Source organism: Leucobacter shiyiweii (assembly GCF_052446065.1).
In the GTDB taxonomy this organism is placed as follows: domain Bacteria; phylum Actinomycetota; class Actinomycetes; order Actinomycetales; family Microbacteriaceae; genus Leucobacter.
Map to the genome: position 1 here is coordinate 1189045 of NZ_CM127080.1, position 15846 is coordinate 1204890.

Genomic DNA, 15846 nt, shown 5'->3' on the forward strand with positions numbered 1-15846 from the left:
ACCGCCAGCTTGCACTGGTGCCCATCGTAGTGTTTACTCTGAAGCAACAAAAGTTGCATGTGGATGATAGGAGTTGCTCAATGAGCCAGGAGCCCGTCGGACCAGTGGACGCAAGCCAAGTCCCTCGCTACGCAGGCTTTGCGACCTTCGCGAAGCTGCCCCGTATCGAAGACGTAGAGGCGGCAGACATTGCGGTGGTCGGTGTCCCGTTTGACACGGGTGTGAGTTTTCGGCCTGGAGCGCGGTTCGGTCCGACGCACGTGCGCGAAGCATCGCGACTTCTTCGGCCCTACAACCCCGCACAGGACACATCTCCGTTCTCACTCGTCCAGGTCGTCGATGCGGGAGACATCGTTGCGAACCCGTTCAACATCGAGGAAGCGGTCACCCAGATTGAGCAGGCGGCTCTCGACCTCGGGTCCCGGGTCGAGCGCATCGTTACCATCGGTGGCGACCACACCATTGCCTTGCCCCTGCTGCGGGCGGCTCACGCAAAGCATGGCCCCATCGCAGTGTTGCACTTTGACGCCCATCTCGATACCTGGGACACCTACTTCGGTGCCCCAATGACGCACGGCACCCCGTTCCGTCGCGCGTCCGAGGAAGGAATCATCGACCTGCAATCGAGCATGCATGTAGGCATACGCGGGCCGCTCTACAGCACACAAGACCTTGAGGACGACGCGCGCCTGGGCTTTGCCGTTGTCACAACGGAGTACATCGAAGAGCACGGCATCGAGGCGGCGATCGCGCGAATCCGCGAGCGCATCGGCACCAAGCCGCTATATATTTCAATCGACATCGACGTGCTCGATCCTTCACACGCGCCGGGCACTGGCACCCCCGAAGCAGGCGGAATGACCAGTCGAGAATTGCTCCGCGCAATTCGCGGCCTCGCAGACCTGAACATTGTGGGCGCTGACGTCGTCGAGGTCTCCCCGGCCTACGATCACGCGCAAATCACCGCGGTCGCAGCGAGCCACACCGCATATGAGCTCGTTACCGCGATGGCCCGAGGCCTGCACAGTAGAACGCCTAACGACTGATCCTCACGCCAACGCCCAATCACCCCAAACGTCAAGCTAAAACGCCTCGATTCAATGGAGAACAAGTGACCGAACTCAACAGACCGAGCAGGAGTCCGAGCGAAGCAGAAACCCTGCAGGCCGCAGCAAACATCGTCGAGGCTTTCAGCAGGAACGATACTGCCGGCTACTTTGCTGGTTTCGCTCATAACGCAAGCTTCGTCTTTCATCCCGAACCGCGTCGCTTGAACTCTCGCTCCGAATACGAGGAGCTCTGGGAAAGCTGGACTTCCGCGGGTTGGCGTGTGGTGGAGTGTCTGAGTTCAGACCAACTCGCGCAGGTGTTTCCGGGAGGGGCCGTCTTCTCGCACACGGTGCAGACCACGACCGAGACCGACGGAAATCGCGAAAGCTACACGGAGCGCGAAACGATTGTCTTCCGAGTTGCAGGCGATCAGCTCCTCGCTATTCACGAGCACCTCTCCCTTCCCAGCGCCCCTGCAATCTAATCACGCGCCAATTCCGCCCCCTGCCACAAAGGAGCCTCAGCGATGAGTAACACAGCGAGAAAAAACCTATACCGTCGACTCGAGTCCCACCTCGAGTCCAACAATGAGGACGCAGGCCCGGCACGCGGAACTCTCGGTACCGGCCGGATCGGAATGATCTGGCTGGCAGCGAATCTCGTCGTGACAACTCTCCTCACCGGCACACTCTTCATTCCCGGGGTTAGCTTCCTCACCGCTTTGGGCATGATCGTACTGGGCACAGTTATCGGCGCGATCGTACTCACCCTGATTGGAAACATCGGCACCCGCACGGGGCTCCCCACCATGGCTGCGACTCGCGGCGCTTTCGGACTGCGCGGCAGCCTCTTGCCTGTGTTCGCAAACGTGATCATCCTGATGGGCTGGAGCTGGGTGCAGGCAATGCTTGCGGGCATCACTGTCAACTATTTGGTTGAGTCCCTGACGGGCTTCTCAAGCCCCATCCTTTTTGCAGTGCTGTGCCAAACGCTCGTGGTAACGCTCGCAATCTTCGGTCACGAGGGCATCGCCAAGGTTGAACCGTGGATGGCAATACTGATTCTGACGATCATGGCCTACGTATTCTTTGTCGCATTCACCACCTTCAGCCCCGCCGAATATGCGTCGATTCCCGTGGATGAGTCTCACGGTCTCACCACCATCACCGTGCTCGACATCGTTATCGCGACCGCGATCTCGTGGACGGTGCTCTCTGCCGATTTCAACCGCTTGGCGAAGAGCAGCAAGGCCGGCATTCTCGGGTCAGGCCTCGGATATGTGGCTTCAACAGTTCTTGCAATGACGCTGGGACTCACAGCATTGAGTTTCGTGATCCTCTCGGGTGGCGAGGCAACTGCCTTTGACCCAACGGTCATTGTTGCGAGCTTCGGTGCGCCACTCGCGATTGTGATTTTCCTTTCGGTCATGGCGACCAACACAATGGTGGTCTATGGCATGGTGACCTCTGTTATTAACGCCAGACCGCAGCTGAGGCTCAAGTTCTTGCCGACAGCCCTCATTCTGGGAGCGGTATCAATCATTGGCGCCACGTGGTTTGGTCTCCTCAACCAATTCACCGATTTCCTCGTCGTTATCGGAGCATTCTTCGTTCCGGTGTTTGCGATCATGATCGCCGATTATTACCTGATCAAACGTCGCGCCTACATGAACGACATTCTTCGCACCACCGGAGGTTCATACTGGTACCGAGGTGGCGTGAACTGGAGCGCCGTCGTCTCGTGGATCGTTGGAGCGGTAGCCTCGTACCTCCTGACCTACGTGTGGGTCAGCCCAGTAGGCGCCACGATTCCCGCATTCATCGTGACCTTCGTCCTCTACACCCTTCTCAACCTGTCGACGCGCAGTCGTTTCACCGGCCATTCCCGAGAGCACCTCGGCGAAACCATCACTATTGATGTGGTGGAGAACCAGTGAACACGTCATCTCACCCACTCGTGGAGTCGACACGATGATTGATCTCAGCCATGTGATTACGACGGGCATAACGGTCTACCCCGGGGATCCCGGGGTCACCGTCTCACCCGCACTCACGCTCGAACGCGATGGCGTTGCTGTTTCTGAGATTCGGTGCGGATCGCACACTGGCACACATGTTGATGCCCCGGCACACACAGTCGCCGGGGGTCGCACAATGGATGCGGTGCGTCTCGAGGAACTGGTGGGCACCGCCCTGGTCATCGATGCCGCTGTCGATGGCGGGCTTTCCGACTTTGAGCCCTTATCGGCGGAACGGCTGCGACTTGGTCGTTGGCCCTCGGTCCCTGCAATCGTATTGATCCGCACCGGATGGGATCAGCATTTCGGCACCGACCGTTACCTTCGCCACCCGTTCCTAACGCGTGACGCAGCCGCGACCCTCCTTGAGCGCGGAATGCGTGTGTTAGGAGTCGATACATTGAACCCCGATCGCACCCCGGCATCGGCGGAGGATCTTGACTTTGCGGTACACGAAAGTGTGCTGGGATCTGACGGACTGATCATCGAGAACTTGCGCGGACTTGCTGAACTTGGAGAAACGGCACACGTCGGGTTCTTCCCGATGCGTCTGGGTGGCGCGGATGGTGCACCCGTTCGCGCCGTCGCCTTCAATTAGTCTCGGGGGCGCTACGCTGTCAGCATGAAGGCGCCAGACAGCGTAGTGGCCCGACCCGGGGTGGCGGAGCGGCTCTCCAGAATGATCCAGATTCCCACTATCTCCGCGAGCCTTAACGAGAGCGGTGCCCAACCGTTCGAGGAGTTTGTAACGCTGCTCGAAGCGCTGTATCCACTGACTCACGAGCGGTTGTCGCGTGAGCGGGTGACAGACTTCGGCCTCCTGTTTCGGTGGGAGGGAACTGCCCGCGGGCTCGATCCGTTGGTGTTGATGGCCCACTACGACGTTGTTCCGGTCGAAATGAGCGACACTTGGAGCCACCCACCCTTTGCCGGACACATCGAATCCGGATTCGTCTTCGGTCGCGGCGCTCTCGACGACAAGGGCTCGCTCCTGATGGTGCTCGAAGCCGTCGAGAACCTACTCATTGCGGGAGCCACCCCCTCGCGCGACGTCTACCTCTCGTTTGGTGGGAATGAGGAGACCTTCGGCGACGCTGCGAGGGTGATGGCGGAGACGCTCGTCCAGCGCGGCATCTCACCGTGGATGGTGCTTGACGAGGGGGGCGCCGTCACAGACGCTCCCCTCCCCTACGTCCGCGGCACCGCTGCAATGGTCGGCGTCGGCGAGAAGGGCGTTACAACTGTGCGCCTGACCGCCTCAAGCGATGGGGGCCATGCCTCAGTGCCGCCGTCGCTGACCGCGGTGGGGCGCATTGCCCGGGCAGTCAACCGGCTGACGCCCCGCACCTTCCCCGCCAGGGCCCCGCGCGCGCTTCCCCGAATGCTCGGCCTCCTCGCCCCGAGGAGCTCTCCATTCGGTCGTGGGCTGTACCGGGCAATCTCAACCTGGCCGTGGCTCAACGCCCAGATATTCGCCGCACTCGGTGGTGAGGCCGCCGCACTCGTGCGCACTACCGTTGCGCCGACGAAGCTATCAGGCGGTTCCGCACACAATGTCCTCCCGTCGCAGGCGAGCGCGACGATCAATCTCCGGCTTGCGCTCGGCGAGACCGTCGCGGGCGCCGTGCGCCAGATTCGACGGCGGATCGCTGATCCACTGGTACAGATTGAGGTGTTGGAGGGTAATGATGCGTCGCCGGAGTCGGCAGCGGATAACGCCCAATTCGCGCTGATTCGAGCAGCAGTGGCTGTGTCTCACCCCGACGCGGTCACCGTCCCCTACGTCACGCTGGCGGCGACCGACTCGAGGCACTTTCACCAGATGTGCCCGGCAACGTATCGCTTCGCACCAATAACCATGAACGCCGAGCTCCGCGCGACCATTCATGGTGTGAACGAGCGTGTCGCGATCGCTGAGCTTGAGCGCGGGGAGTGCTTCTATCGCGCACTCATTGAAGGGCTACCCGCGTGAGCACCGAAGCCCCCGGTTCAGAGCCATCAGCCACGAGATCTAGCCCCGGATACGCGAGCGGGAGGCCCCGGAGGCCGAAGGTGCCGAAGCTCAAGCTTGGTCCACTGGCCGGGGTAGTCGGCTTTCTGGCGCTCGTCGAGTTCACGAGCGGCATCTTGCAGGGCTATTACACACCGATGCTCACCGACATCGCTCGGCATCTGAGCATCAACGACGCCGACGTGAACTGGCTCGAGGGGTCACAATTGATGCTCTCTGCGCTTGTCGTGCCAGCGTTTGCAAAGCTCGGCGATATGTTTGGACACAAGCGCATGTTGCTGTGGTCTACGGCGCTCACAGCGCTCGCATCTCTTGTTCTTCCGTTCACCGACAACTTCTCTGTCTTTCTGATCGCTTGGGCGATGCAGGGTTTCTATGTCGTCTGGCTCCCGCTCGAGATCGCACTGATCTGGTCGCGAACCCGCGGTCGGGAGGGTGGATCATTGCTCACTGCCCGGTCAGCGGGTCTGCTGGTTGCAGCACTTCAATTGGGAGCAATCACGGGTGCCCTGGCTGGTGGACAGCTCATTGACACGCTTCCGCTTCCCGTTGTGCTGCTCATTCCAGCGCTCTGCGTGGTGGCCTGCTACTTTGTGATTCAATTCGGTGTGCAGGAGTCGCCGCAACTCGGGGGTGGCAAGTTTGACCTTGTGGGCCTGTCGCTCGTCTCGATTGCACTCATCGCATTTACTGGCGGCCTCAGCCTGCTTCGCCTCGAGGGAGCCGCCAATCCACTCGCTTGGGGTGTCGTCGCGCTCGGGATCGCGCTGCTCGTGCCCTTCGCTCTCTACGAATTGCGACATCCTGACCCCCTGATTGATGTACGCATGTTTCGTTCACCGGCGCTCGCACCGGTGTTCCTTACGGCGGGACTGTTTGGCGTCAGCGTGCTGGGCGCCCAGGCCCCTCTGTCGACGTTCGCACGCACTGACCCCACGGTCTACGGATATGGGCTTGGTACCTCCGGCTTTTCCACCTCGCTGATCATCGGCTTCTATCTGGTCGGAATGATCAGCGGTGCGCTGCTCTTTTCCAAGTTCGCGCGCTGGGTCACGCCTCGAGTGACGCTCATCGGCGCGGCGTGCCTCGTGGGTATCGGCTACCTCATGTTCCTCCCCTTCCACGACACGTATGGGCAGCTGATCACCAACATGATGATCGCCGGTGTCGGGTCGGGGGCACTCGTTGCCGCACTTCCTGCCGCGGCCGCGTCTGCCGCCCCGCCGGCCCAGACCGGTGTCGCAACCGGGCTCACCAACTCGGTGAAAACGATCGGCGGAGCGATCGCCTCAGCGGTATTCGGAATCGCGCTTCTGCAAGGCGCAACTGGGGCCGCGGTGAGTGGCACCGCGGGATCGTTGTCGGGGTATTTCACCGTGTGGACCATTTGCGGTGTGACCGCTCTCGTAGCCGCTGTGCTGCTGTCCTTTGTGCCGAAACAGGCTTTTCAGGATCCGCCGTTTGCAAGGAATTCGCCGGTCCCGGACGCACCCGCGATACCGTAGGGATCTGCGCACGGTTGCGCACCGGAGAGTCGAACAGGAGAAGCCCATTGCATCCGGTGCCGAGCTTCTTGAGTTTGAAGTGGTAGACCTTGGGCCGTAAGTAGCTCCCGGAGCCGAGCCATACCCGCTGACTCGGGGTGTCGAGGGCCGCAACACGCGGGCGTACCGCACGCGATCTTTGGAAGGCGCGCGATGCTGGTGATGGCCGGCCTCCATTCGTGGTGGCGCTCGCCCGCCTCTGCACCCGGGGAGGGATGGCAGCTCACTGCGACCATACTCACGCGGGCGTCAGCGGGGGCGATGACCCCGCTGCATGATCGCATGCCGGTGCTCCTGGGAACGGCGCTCCTTGCAGATTGGCTCGATCCCGCGCTGGAGGGAGACCAGTTACTGGTGAACGCGGTTTCAGAGGCGTCTGTGCAGCTCGCGAAGGATTTGCAGACGTACGCGGTGCACCCGCTGCGCGGGGACGGTCCAGATCTCATTCTCCCGATCTAGTCTTCACGATAGGTTTTACCCCGCACGATATTGCTCACGGTCTGCTGTGTCACTGCGAATTCGGATGCAAGCTCACTCTGGGTGGCACCCCGAGTGTGCCGGTCGCGGATCTCGCGAGCTTGGCTGGCCGTGAGTGATCTGCTTGTGCTGCTCTTCGCGCCCCGGGTCCGTCCGCGTCGCACGGAATCGATTGCCCACACCGAGATGCCGAACGCCTCAGCGAGTTCTGCCCGGCTCTCCCCCGCGCTGCTCCTGCGAAGAATCTCCGCCACTTGTTCTTCGGTCAGATTCGCGGCCATCGTGACTCCTTATTTATCGACGTTTGCGCGGTGCACCTCTGTGCTCCGTGCGTCCCGATACATGTCTGTGCGCGACCGCATTGCCGCGCAAATTTACATAACCCAAGGTTCAGAGAAAATCTCAAATAATAACCTGCAGTGAACTCTCCGTTCACCAGTCTGCCGTGGTGGAGAGATGTGAACTGAGCCAGTCTTAAACAATAACTTCAAGATACAGGGGGCTACCCATGAAGACCATTGGACTCCTCGGCGGCATGAGCTGGGAATCGACCGCCGTGTACTATCAAATCGCCAATCAGCTCGTCCGTGAGCGAATGGGAGGCCTCAATTCCGCGAACATCCTGCTTGATTCCCTGAACTTCGCCGAGGTCGCCAAGTTGCAGCAAGCTGACGAGTGGAGCCAGGCAGCCGAGCTTCTAGCAAGACACGCCACCAGACTCGAACGCGCGGGCGCAGACATGATCCTGATTTGCACAAACACTATGCACCTGCTGTACGACCGTGTGCGGGATGCAGTGGGGGTGCCGGTACTGCACATCGGGGACACTGTGGCTGCAGCAGCGCAGGATCAGGGCGTGCATAAGGTCGGACTACTCGGCACCGCGTTCACGATGGAGAAAGAGTTCTTCCGTGACCGGATCGAGGGTCACGGACTCGAAGTCATCGTTCCCGATCCTGCGGACCGGGCACTGGTGCATCGCGCCATATTCGAAGAACTCGCGGTAGGAATCATCAGTGACTCCACCCGGGCTATGTTTCGACGAATCATGGGCCAGCTCGTTGCTGCCGGCGCCCAGGGCATCATTCTCGGTTGCACCGAGATTGAGTTGATCGTCGGTTCGGAAGACTGCACGGTCCCCGTATTTCCCACCGCGAAAATCCACATTGAGGCTGCCGTCGACGCAGCCCTAGGCGAGGAAGTATCCAGCGAACCTCAGTAGCATTGTGGCAGCTCATTTTTAGATGGAGGCCAGGCATGATCCGCCTATTGGCACAGTACCTGCGCCCCTACGCTCCGCTTGTCATCGGAGTCATTGTGCTCCAGCTGACCCAGGCTGTCGCTTCCCTGATCCTCCCTGCTCTCAACGCCTCAATCATCGACGATGGTGTAGCCACGGGAAATACGGGCACGATTTGGCGTCTGGGCGGTTACATGTTGCTCGTGTCAGTGCTGCAGATTGGCGCACAGATCGGTGCGATTTGGTTCGGCGCAAAAGCCGCGATGAGTGTAGGTCGAGATCTGCGCGAGTCGATCTTCGAGCATGGATTGAATTTCTCGGGCAGGGAGGTCGCACTGTTTGGTGCGCCGACACTTATCACCCGAAACACGAACGACGTGCAACAGGTGCAGATGCTCGTACTCATGACTGCCACCATGATCGTGAGTGCCCCACTCACCGCCATTGGTGGCATCTTCATGGCGCTTCGCGAAGACTTGGGGCTAAGCTGGCTGATCCTCGCGGCTATCGTTGCTCTCGGCACCATCATTGGGGTGTTGGTGGCGCAGATGACCCCGCTCTTTCAGGCGCAGCAGCAACGAATCGATACGCTGAACCGGGTCCTGCGGGAGCAGATCTCCGGCCTCCGCGTCATTCGGGCCTTCGTGCGAGAGCCGACCGAGGCAGCTCGATTTGACCGAGCAAACGCCGAGCTTGCAGACACGGCCACCCGGGTCGGCCGCCGTATGGCAATGATATTTCCTTCAGTGTTTTTAGTGATGAACGTATCGAGCGTGGCGGTCGTGTGGTTTGGGGCATTCCGGATCGCCGACGGCGACCTGATGGTGGGCCAGCTCACCGCTTATCTTGCTTACCTGACTCAGATCCTGATGAGCGTGATGATGGCCACCATGATGCTGATGATTGCGCCGCGGGCGGCCGTCTCAGCGGCACGTATCCGCGAGGTTCTCGAAACTCCGACGTCAGTTACCCCGCCCGCGCATCCGACGAGCCCCGTTGACCAGCGAGGCGAGCTTCGCTTCGAAAATGTCAGCTTCTCGTACCCAGGGGCAGAACAACCTGTGCTCAGAGACATCTCATTTACCTCGATGCCCGGCACGACGACGGCCATCATTGGGTCGACGGGATCGGGAAAGAGCACTCTGATCAACCTTATTCCGCGTCTCATCGACGCCACCGGCGGCGTGGTGAGGGTTGACGGGATCAACGTGCGGGAGCTTGACCCGGATTTGCTGTGGGGCCGTATCGGGCTGGTGCCCCAGCGTCCATATCTTTTCAGCGGCACCGTCGCCACAAATCTCCGCATGGGCAATCCTGAAGCGAGCGACGAGGAACTCTGGGGTGCACTCGACATTGCTCAGGCACGGGATTTCGTCGAACGTATGCCGGAGGGGCTCAACTCTGCAATCTCGCAGGGCGGCTCGAACGTCTCGGGCGGGCAGCGACAGCGGCTTGCAATCGCGCGAGCGCTGGTCCGCGCTCCCGACATCTACGTCTTTGACGACTCTTTCTCGGCGCTCGATGTGGCGACCGATGCCCGCCTCCGCGCGGCCCTCGAGCGCGAAGTAGGGCAGGCTACGGTGATCACCGTCGCTCAGCGCGTCTCGACAATCCGTGATGCCGATCAGATCGTCGTGCTCGACAATGGCACCGTCGCTGGCATCGGCACACATCCGGAACTCATACGGACATGTCCAACCTACGCCGAAATAGTCGAGAGTCAGTTTCGAGCTGAAGATGAGGAGGTGACCGCATGAGCTCCGACGCGCGCTCCTCCGCACCAGCGGCGAATGAACGGCCTAAGTTCGCCCCCCAGGCGCAGGTGAACGCCCCGCGTGGCCCCATGCGCCCCGGCATGACGAGCGGCGAGAAGGCAATCTCATTCCTCCCGTCACTCAAACGGCTCATCAGGCACCTCTCACCACATCGCATCGCGCTCTTCGCCGTCATCGGCATGACCATACTCGGCACTGGATTGAGTGCTCTCGGACCCGCAATTCTCGGCAGCGCCACCGACCTCATCTTTAACGCCGCAGTGCGCGACCGTGAACCAATTGACTTCGGCGCCGTCGGGCGCGTACTCATGCTGGCCCTCGCCGTCTACTTAGGCTTCTTTGTCTTCTCGTCACTCGCCGCCTTCATCATCAACGGTGTGGTGCAGCGTTCGATCTACCGGCTGCGGCAGCAGGTGAGCGACAAGATCACCAGGCTTCCCCTGCGATACTTCGATGCCCAACCGCGCGGAGAACTACTCAGCCGGGTCACGAATGACGTCGATAACATCTCGCAGTCCATGCAACAGACTCTCTCCCAGATCCTTAGCAATCTCTTCACCCTCATCAGTGTCGTGGTGATGATGTTCGTAGTGTCGTGGCAACTCGCAATCGTCGCGCTCGTGACTATTCCCATCGCACTGGCGCTCACCATGTTTATTGGCAAGCGTTCGCAGAAGCTCTTCGCCAAGACCTGGAAATCGACAGGAGAACTTAACAGCCAGATCGAGGAAGCCTACACCGGACACGATCTTGTCACGGTCTTTGGCCGTCGGCGAGAGGTTCGCGCTGCCTTCACCAAGAAGAATGCGGAGCTGTACGACGCCTCCTTCGGAGCCCAGTTCATCTCGGGCATCATCATGCCAGTCATGTTTTTTGTCGGAAACCTTAACTACGTAGTCATTGCGGTTTTTGGGGGCCTTATGGTCGCAAACGGCACGCTCGGCATCGGTGCGATACAAGCATTTGTGCAATACAGTCGGCAGTTCACTCATCCGATCACCGCCCTCGCTTCGATGGCCAACCTGCTGCAATCGGGCATCGCCTCCGCGGAGAGAGTATTTGAAGTGCTCGACGCACCAGAGGAGCCGACGGATCGAGACGGCTCCCTGCCCGACCAAGTCGAGGGACGAGTCGCTTTCGAGAACGTCACCTTCGGATACACCGCTGAGCAGCCCTTGATTCACGAGCTCTCGCTGGTCGCTGAGCCAGGATCCACCATCGCCATCGTGGGCCCGACGGGCGCCGGAAAGACGACCCTCGTGAACCTCATATTGCGGTTCTACGAGTTGCAGGGCGGGCGGATCACGATTGACGGGATCGATATCGCCTCGGTGCCGCGGCGGGAGCTACGCAATCACATCGGTATGGTGTTGCAAGACACCTGGCTGTTCGGCGGCACGATCCGCGACAATATCGGCTACGGCGGCGACAATCCCGCCGAAGAGGAGATTGTCGCAGCAGCAGAGGCGAGCTATGCGGATCGATTCATCCGCACTCTGCCCGACGGCTACGACACGATCATCAACGACGAGGCGACCAATCTCTCGTCAGGTGAGAAACAACTCCTCACCATCGCTCGCGCGTTCCTCAGCAGCCCGGACATTCTGATCCTCGACGAGGCGACCTCCTCAGTAGATACTCGCACCGAGGTGCTCGTGCAGAAGGCAATGAGTCGGCTGCGGGCCGACCGTACATCCTTCGTGATCGCTCACCGTCTCTCGACCATCCGGGACGCCGACATCATTCTGGTCATGGAAGATGGCGCCATCGTGGAACAGGGTTCGCACGATGCTCTGATCGCCGCACACGGAGCGTACTACCGCCTGTATCAATCGCAGTTCGCTGCCGGAACTGTTGAAGATTCGAACTAGTCATTTTTTGCAAAGAACGCCCTAAGGGGTATGCCTGATGGACATGTTTAGGCGATGAATTGTCGCGTGAGCGTCACGCAAGCAGGTCGGACGCATCGACTGAGAGAGCTCCAACACCGACTCAACGAGGCGTTCACCGTCCGTTAAGTTGGCGCAGTCACCAGCATTCGCAAACGCTGGCTAGCGCCAACCGGCAAGACAAATTAGATGGTGGGCCCGGCCGGGATCGAACCGACGACATCCACGGTGTAAACGTGGCGCTCTACCAGCTGAGCTACAGGCCCCCGCCCGCAATGCGGACCTCACCATCTTAGGGGAATCCGCACCGCAGTGCTAAATCGTAAGGCAGCTAGAGTGCCGCGATGACCTCACGATAGGCGGAGAAATCTCGAGCTTCGCCAGGTGACGTCTCAAACGAGGCCAGTACCTTCAAGCCCTGTCCGACGACAATCGTCGCGCGGGTCGCGATGCCACGCTCCTCGACGAATGCGTCGAAGCTGCGCGCGACCTCTCCGTGGGGCCAGAAATCAGAAAGGATCGAGAACTCATAGTCCTCCTGGGTCGCCCACGCCCGCAGCGCGTGCACCGAATCCACAGACACTCCAATGAGGCGCACCTTCGAATCCGCAAATACGCCAATGTTGTCGCGCAGTTCGCACAGTTCCCCGGTGCAGATGCCTGAGAATGCAAGTGGGAAAAAGACAATGGCCACTGGCCCGCTCTCGACGAGCTCAGAGAGTGTCAGTTCCTCTCCGTGCTGATCGGACAGGGTGAAATCCGGCGCGATCGCGCCTACGTGCAGCACCAAGTGGGGCCTCCTTCTCGACGCGGGGCGTCGGTTCTTCAAGCGTCAACTCAGTCTATGGGGCGTCTCCCAGAGACGGTGCCGCCAGTCGCGCATTGCCCGATCGCGTGCGACCATCCGCATATTTTGTGGGAACCATTGCGCATGCCTCTCCCAAAACGGCATTTCTCGTGTGAATTCGATAGTGTGGTTTCGGTTCGCCTACCGGCGGCGACTAGTTCGCACCGTGCCAAACCCGGCACTCCTGCGACACCTGGTGAAGGAGCAACAACGTGGCTGTGAACACTGAGGATCCGTACGCGTCTGATCGCGAGGACATCGATCCTGAAGAGACAACTGAATGGGTCGAATCGCTCGACGCGGTTGTCGACGAACGAGGCGCTGCTCGTGGCCGCGAGATTATGACGAGCTTGCTTGCTCGCTCGCGCCAGCTGCACCTGAATGTGCCTCAGGTACCCACGACGGATTACGTCAACACCATCGCATCTGATGACGAACCAGAGTTTCCCGGCAACGAAGAGCTCGAGCGCAGCTATCGGCGGTGGATCCGCTGGAACGCTGCGATGACAGTGCACCGGGCGCAGCGTCCGGGAGTGGGGGTCGGCGGGCATATCTCAAGCTACGCATCGGCCGCTTCACTGTACGAAATTGGCTTCAACCATTTCTTCCGCGGCCAAGACCACCCGGGTGGCGGAGACCAGATCTTCATCCAGGGCCACGCGTCCCCCGGTGTGTACGCTCGCGCGTTTCTCGAAGGTCGTCTCGGTGAAGATCAGCTCGATGGCTTCCGACAGGAGCGTTCGCATGCCGGCGGCGGTCTGCCGAGCTACCCGCACCCACGTCTGCTTCCCGACTTTTGGCAGTTCCCCACCGTGTCTATGGGACTTGGACCGATCAACGCGATCTATCAGGCACAAGTAAACAAGTACCTGACGAACCGTGGCATCAAGGATGCAAGCGATCAGCGCGTCTGGGCCTTCCTCGGCGACGGAGAGATGGACGAGGTCGAAAGCCGCGGCCAGCTTCAGGTTGCCGCCAACGAGGGCCTCGACAACCTGACGTTCGTAGTGAACTGCAACCTGCAGCGCCTCGACGGTCCTGTGCGAGGCAACGGCAAGATCATTCAGGAGCTTGAGAGCTTTTTCCGGGGAGCCGGATGGAACGTGATCAAGGTGATCTGGGGTCGCGAATGGGACGATCTCCTCGCCCGTGACACCGACGGCGCCCTGCTGAATCTCATGAACGTCACGCCCGACGGCGACTATCAGACCTACAAGGCCGAAAGCGGCGCGTTCGTGCGCGAGCACTTCTTCGGGCGCGACGAGCGCGCGCTGCGCCTCGTCGAAGGCTACACCGACGAGCAGGTGTGGGGGCTTCGGCGCGGCGGGCACGACTATCGGAAGGTCTATGCGGCGTTCAAAGCTGCGACTGAGCACAAGGGTCGCCCGACGGTCATCCTCGCGAAGACCATCAAGGGCTACGGTCTCGGATCGCACTTCGAGGGTCGCAACGCCACGCACCAGATGAAGAAGATGACGCTGGAGGATCTCAAGCGCTTCCGAGACGCGATGCGTATTCCGGTGAGCGACGCGCAGCTCGAAGCGGATCCGTACCGTCCTCCCTACTACCACCCGGGAAAGAGCGACGCGGCGATCCAGTACATGCAGTCTCGTCGCGACGAGTTGGGGGGATATCTGCCCGAGCGCCGCTCGTCTCACGTGCCGATTTCGCTTCCCGAGAAGCAGACTTACGCGATTGCGGCGAAGGGGTCGGGCACGCAGGAAGCGGCGACCACCATGGTGTTCGTGCGCCTGCTGAAAGATCTCATGCGCGAGAAGGGCTTCGGCCCCCGCTTCGTGCCGATCATTCCCGACGAAGCGCGCACCTTCGGAATGGACAGCTATTTCCCGACGTCAAAGATTTACAACCCGAACGGTCAGAATTACGTCTCAGTGGATCGCGAGTTGCTGCTGGCGTACAAGGAGAGCCCGCAGGGCGTTCTGCTGCATGTCGGCATCAACGAGGCTGGGGCCGCGGCGGCCTTCACCGCTGTTGGCACCTCGTACGCCACGCATGGCCAGCCCCTCGTGCCGGTCTACATTTTCTACTCGATGTTCGGATTCCAGCGCACGGGAGACGCGATTTGGGCAGCCGGCGATCAAATGGCTCGCGGCTTCATGATCGGCGCGACCGCGGGGCGTACCACTCTGACCGGCGAGGGCTTGCAACATGCCGACGGTCACTCGCTCGTGCTCTCGAACACCAATCCGGCCGTGATTTCTTACGATCCGGCCTACGGATACGAGGTCGGTCACATCGTGCGCAACGGCCTGGAACGCATGTACGGTGGGTCCCACCCGGATCCGAACGTCATTTACTACATGACCGTGTACAACGAACCAATCATTCACCCCGCCGAGCCTGAGGGTGTCGACGTCGAAGGAATCGTCCGCGGTATCTATCGCGTCAGCCCCTCGAAGGGTGAAGGAATCCCAGCGCACATCTTCGCCTCGGGCGTGGCGGTGCCGTGGGCGCGTGAAGCCCAGGATCTCTTGGAAAAGGATTGGGGTGTCTCCGCCGATGTGTGGAGCGTCACCTCATGGAGCGAGTTGCGTCGCGACGGCCTTGCAGCTGAGCGTCACAACTTCCTTTTCCCTGAGGAGGACGTGCGGGTGCCTTACCTCACGCAGAAGCTGCAGGGTGCCGAGGGTCCGATAGTGGCGGTCAGCGACTGGGCTACCGACGTTCCGGATCAAATTCGTCAGTTCGTGCCCGGCGACTACTCGGTGCTGGGCGCTGACGGGTTTGGCTTCTCAGACACCCGCGCAGCGGCCAGGCGCTACTTCGCCATTGACCGCGAGTCGGTAGTCGTGAAGGTGCTGCAGCGACTCGCAACTCAGGGCAAGATCGCGGCTTCGGTACCCAAACAGGCCGCGGAACGATACCGGCTGCGAGACGTCAATGCTGGCACGACTGGTGGTGCGGGCGGAGAAGCTTAAGCTCCCCCACCGGCTGCGTCACTAGCCTCAACCTCCAGCACACCTATCGGAAGACAA

Annotated in this window: 13 protein-coding genes and 1 tRNA gene; 11 read left to right on the plus strand and 3 right to left on the minus strand. The window is 60.6% G+C overall.

Annotation, left to right across the window (positions count from 1 at the left end):
• Positions 1-80 precede the first annotated feature (80 nt).
• From speB to ACTNFJ_RS05580, 7 genes are all read left to right on the plus strand, one after another.
• Positions 81-1046, plus strand: a complete 966-nt coding sequence (speB, locus tag ACTNFJ_RS05550; RefSeq protein ID WP_435907226.1) for an agmatinase — start codon at positions 81-83, stop codon at positions 1044-1046.
• A 65-nt stretch (positions 1047-1111) separates the two neighbouring features.
• A complete protein-coding gene (locus tag ACTNFJ_RS05555) occupies positions 1112-1534 on the plus strand; it encodes a YybH family protein (RefSeq protein ID WP_435907227.1) in 423 nt (140 codons plus the stop codon).
• 42 nt (positions 1535-1576) lie between these two features.
• The gene (locus ACTNFJ_RS05560) at positions 1577-2986 is read left to right on the plus strand and encodes a purine-cytosine permease family protein (protein ID WP_435907228.1); all 1410 of its coding nucleotides are present in this window, start codon (positions 1577-1579) and stop codon (positions 2984-2986) included.
• A 34-nt stretch (positions 2987-3020) separates the two neighbouring features.
• Complete coding sequence (locus ACTNFJ_RS05565) at positions 3021-3665, plus strand: cyclase family protein (protein WP_435907229.1); 645 nt, start codon at positions 3021-3023, stop codon at positions 3663-3665.
• A 24-nt stretch (positions 3666-3689) separates the two neighbouring features.
• On the plus strand, positions 3690-5039 hold the full coding sequence (locus tag ACTNFJ_RS05570) for a M20/M25/M40 family metallo-hydrolase (RefSeq protein ID WP_435907230.1): 1350 nt from the start codon (positions 3690-3692) through the stop codon (positions 5037-5039).
• Positions 5040-5119: 80 nt separating this feature from the next.
• On the plus strand, positions 5120-6583 hold the full coding sequence (locus tag ACTNFJ_RS05575; protein WP_435907231.1) for an MFS transporter: 1464 nt from the start codon (positions 5120-5122) through the stop codon (positions 6581-6583).
• 201 nt (positions 6584-6784) lie between these two features.
• Positions 6785-7081, plus strand: a complete 297-nt coding sequence (locus ACTNFJ_RS05580; RefSeq protein ID WP_444711799.1) for an SOS response-associated peptidase family protein — start codon at positions 6785-6787, stop codon at positions 7079-7081.
• On the opposite strand, the gene ACTNFJ_RS05585 is transcribed toward ACTNFJ_RS05580, so the two are convergent.
• Positions 7078-7380 carry a hypothetical protein gene (locus ACTNFJ_RS05585; RefSeq protein ID WP_435907232.1) on the minus strand — a complete coding sequence of 101 codons (303 nt, stop codon included), beginning with the start codon at positions 7378-7380 and terminating at the stop codon, positions 7078-7080. The two genes, ACTNFJ_RS05580 and ACTNFJ_RS05585, sit on opposite strands and share 4 nt — an antisense overlap.
• Positions 7381-7607: 227 nt before the next feature.
• Here ACTNFJ_RS05585 and ACTNFJ_RS05590 point away from each other — a divergent pair, with 227 nt between their 5' ends.
• Genes ACTNFJ_RS05590 through ACTNFJ_RS05600 form a run of 3 tightly spaced genes read left to right on the plus strand, consistent with a single transcriptional unit; the run spans position 7608 to position 11985 of the window.
• On the plus strand, positions 7608-8321 hold the full coding sequence (locus ACTNFJ_RS05590; protein WP_435907233.1) for an aspartate/glutamate racemase family protein: 714 nt from the start codon (positions 7608-7610) through the stop codon (positions 8319-8321).
• 35 nt (positions 8322-8356) lie between these two features.
• Positions 8357-10096 carry an ABC transporter ATP-binding protein gene (locus ACTNFJ_RS05595; RefSeq protein ID WP_435907234.1) on the plus strand — a complete coding sequence of 580 codons (1740 nt, stop codon included), beginning with the start codon at positions 8357-8359 and terminating at the stop codon, positions 10094-10096.
• Positions 10093-11985, plus strand: coding sequence for an ABC transporter ATP-binding protein (locus ACTNFJ_RS05600; protein ID WP_435907235.1), 1893 nt, complete (start codon positions 10093-10095; stop codon positions 11983-11985). The genes ACTNFJ_RS05595 and ACTNFJ_RS05600 overlap by 4 nt, the downstream gene beginning before the upstream one ends.
• Positions 11986-12193: 208 nt before the next feature.
• Here the strand turns inward: ACTNFJ_RS05600 and ACTNFJ_RS05605 are convergent.
• Both ACTNFJ_RS05605 and ACTNFJ_RS05610 read right to left on the minus strand, forming a co-directional pair.
• Positions 12194-12269: transfer RNA gene (locus tag ACTNFJ_RS05605), tRNA-Val, on the minus strand.
• 65 nt (positions 12270-12334) lie between these two features.
• Positions 12335-12790 (minus strand): redoxin domain-containing protein, encoded by a 456-nt coding sequence (locus tag ACTNFJ_RS05610; protein ID WP_504362744.1) that lies wholly within the window; start codon positions 12788-12790, stop codon positions 12335-12337.
• A 272-nt stretch (positions 12791-13062) separates the two neighbouring features.
• On the opposite strand from ACTNFJ_RS05610, the gene aceE reads away from it, so the two are divergent.
• Positions 13063-15789: a pyruvate dehydrogenase (acetyl-transferring), homodimeric type gene (gene aceE, locus ACTNFJ_RS05615; protein ID WP_435907237.1), complete on the plus strand. Its 2727-nt coding sequence runs from the start codon at positions 13063-13065 to the stop codon at positions 15787-15789.
• The last annotated feature ends 57 nt before the right edge of the window (positions 15790-15846 follow it).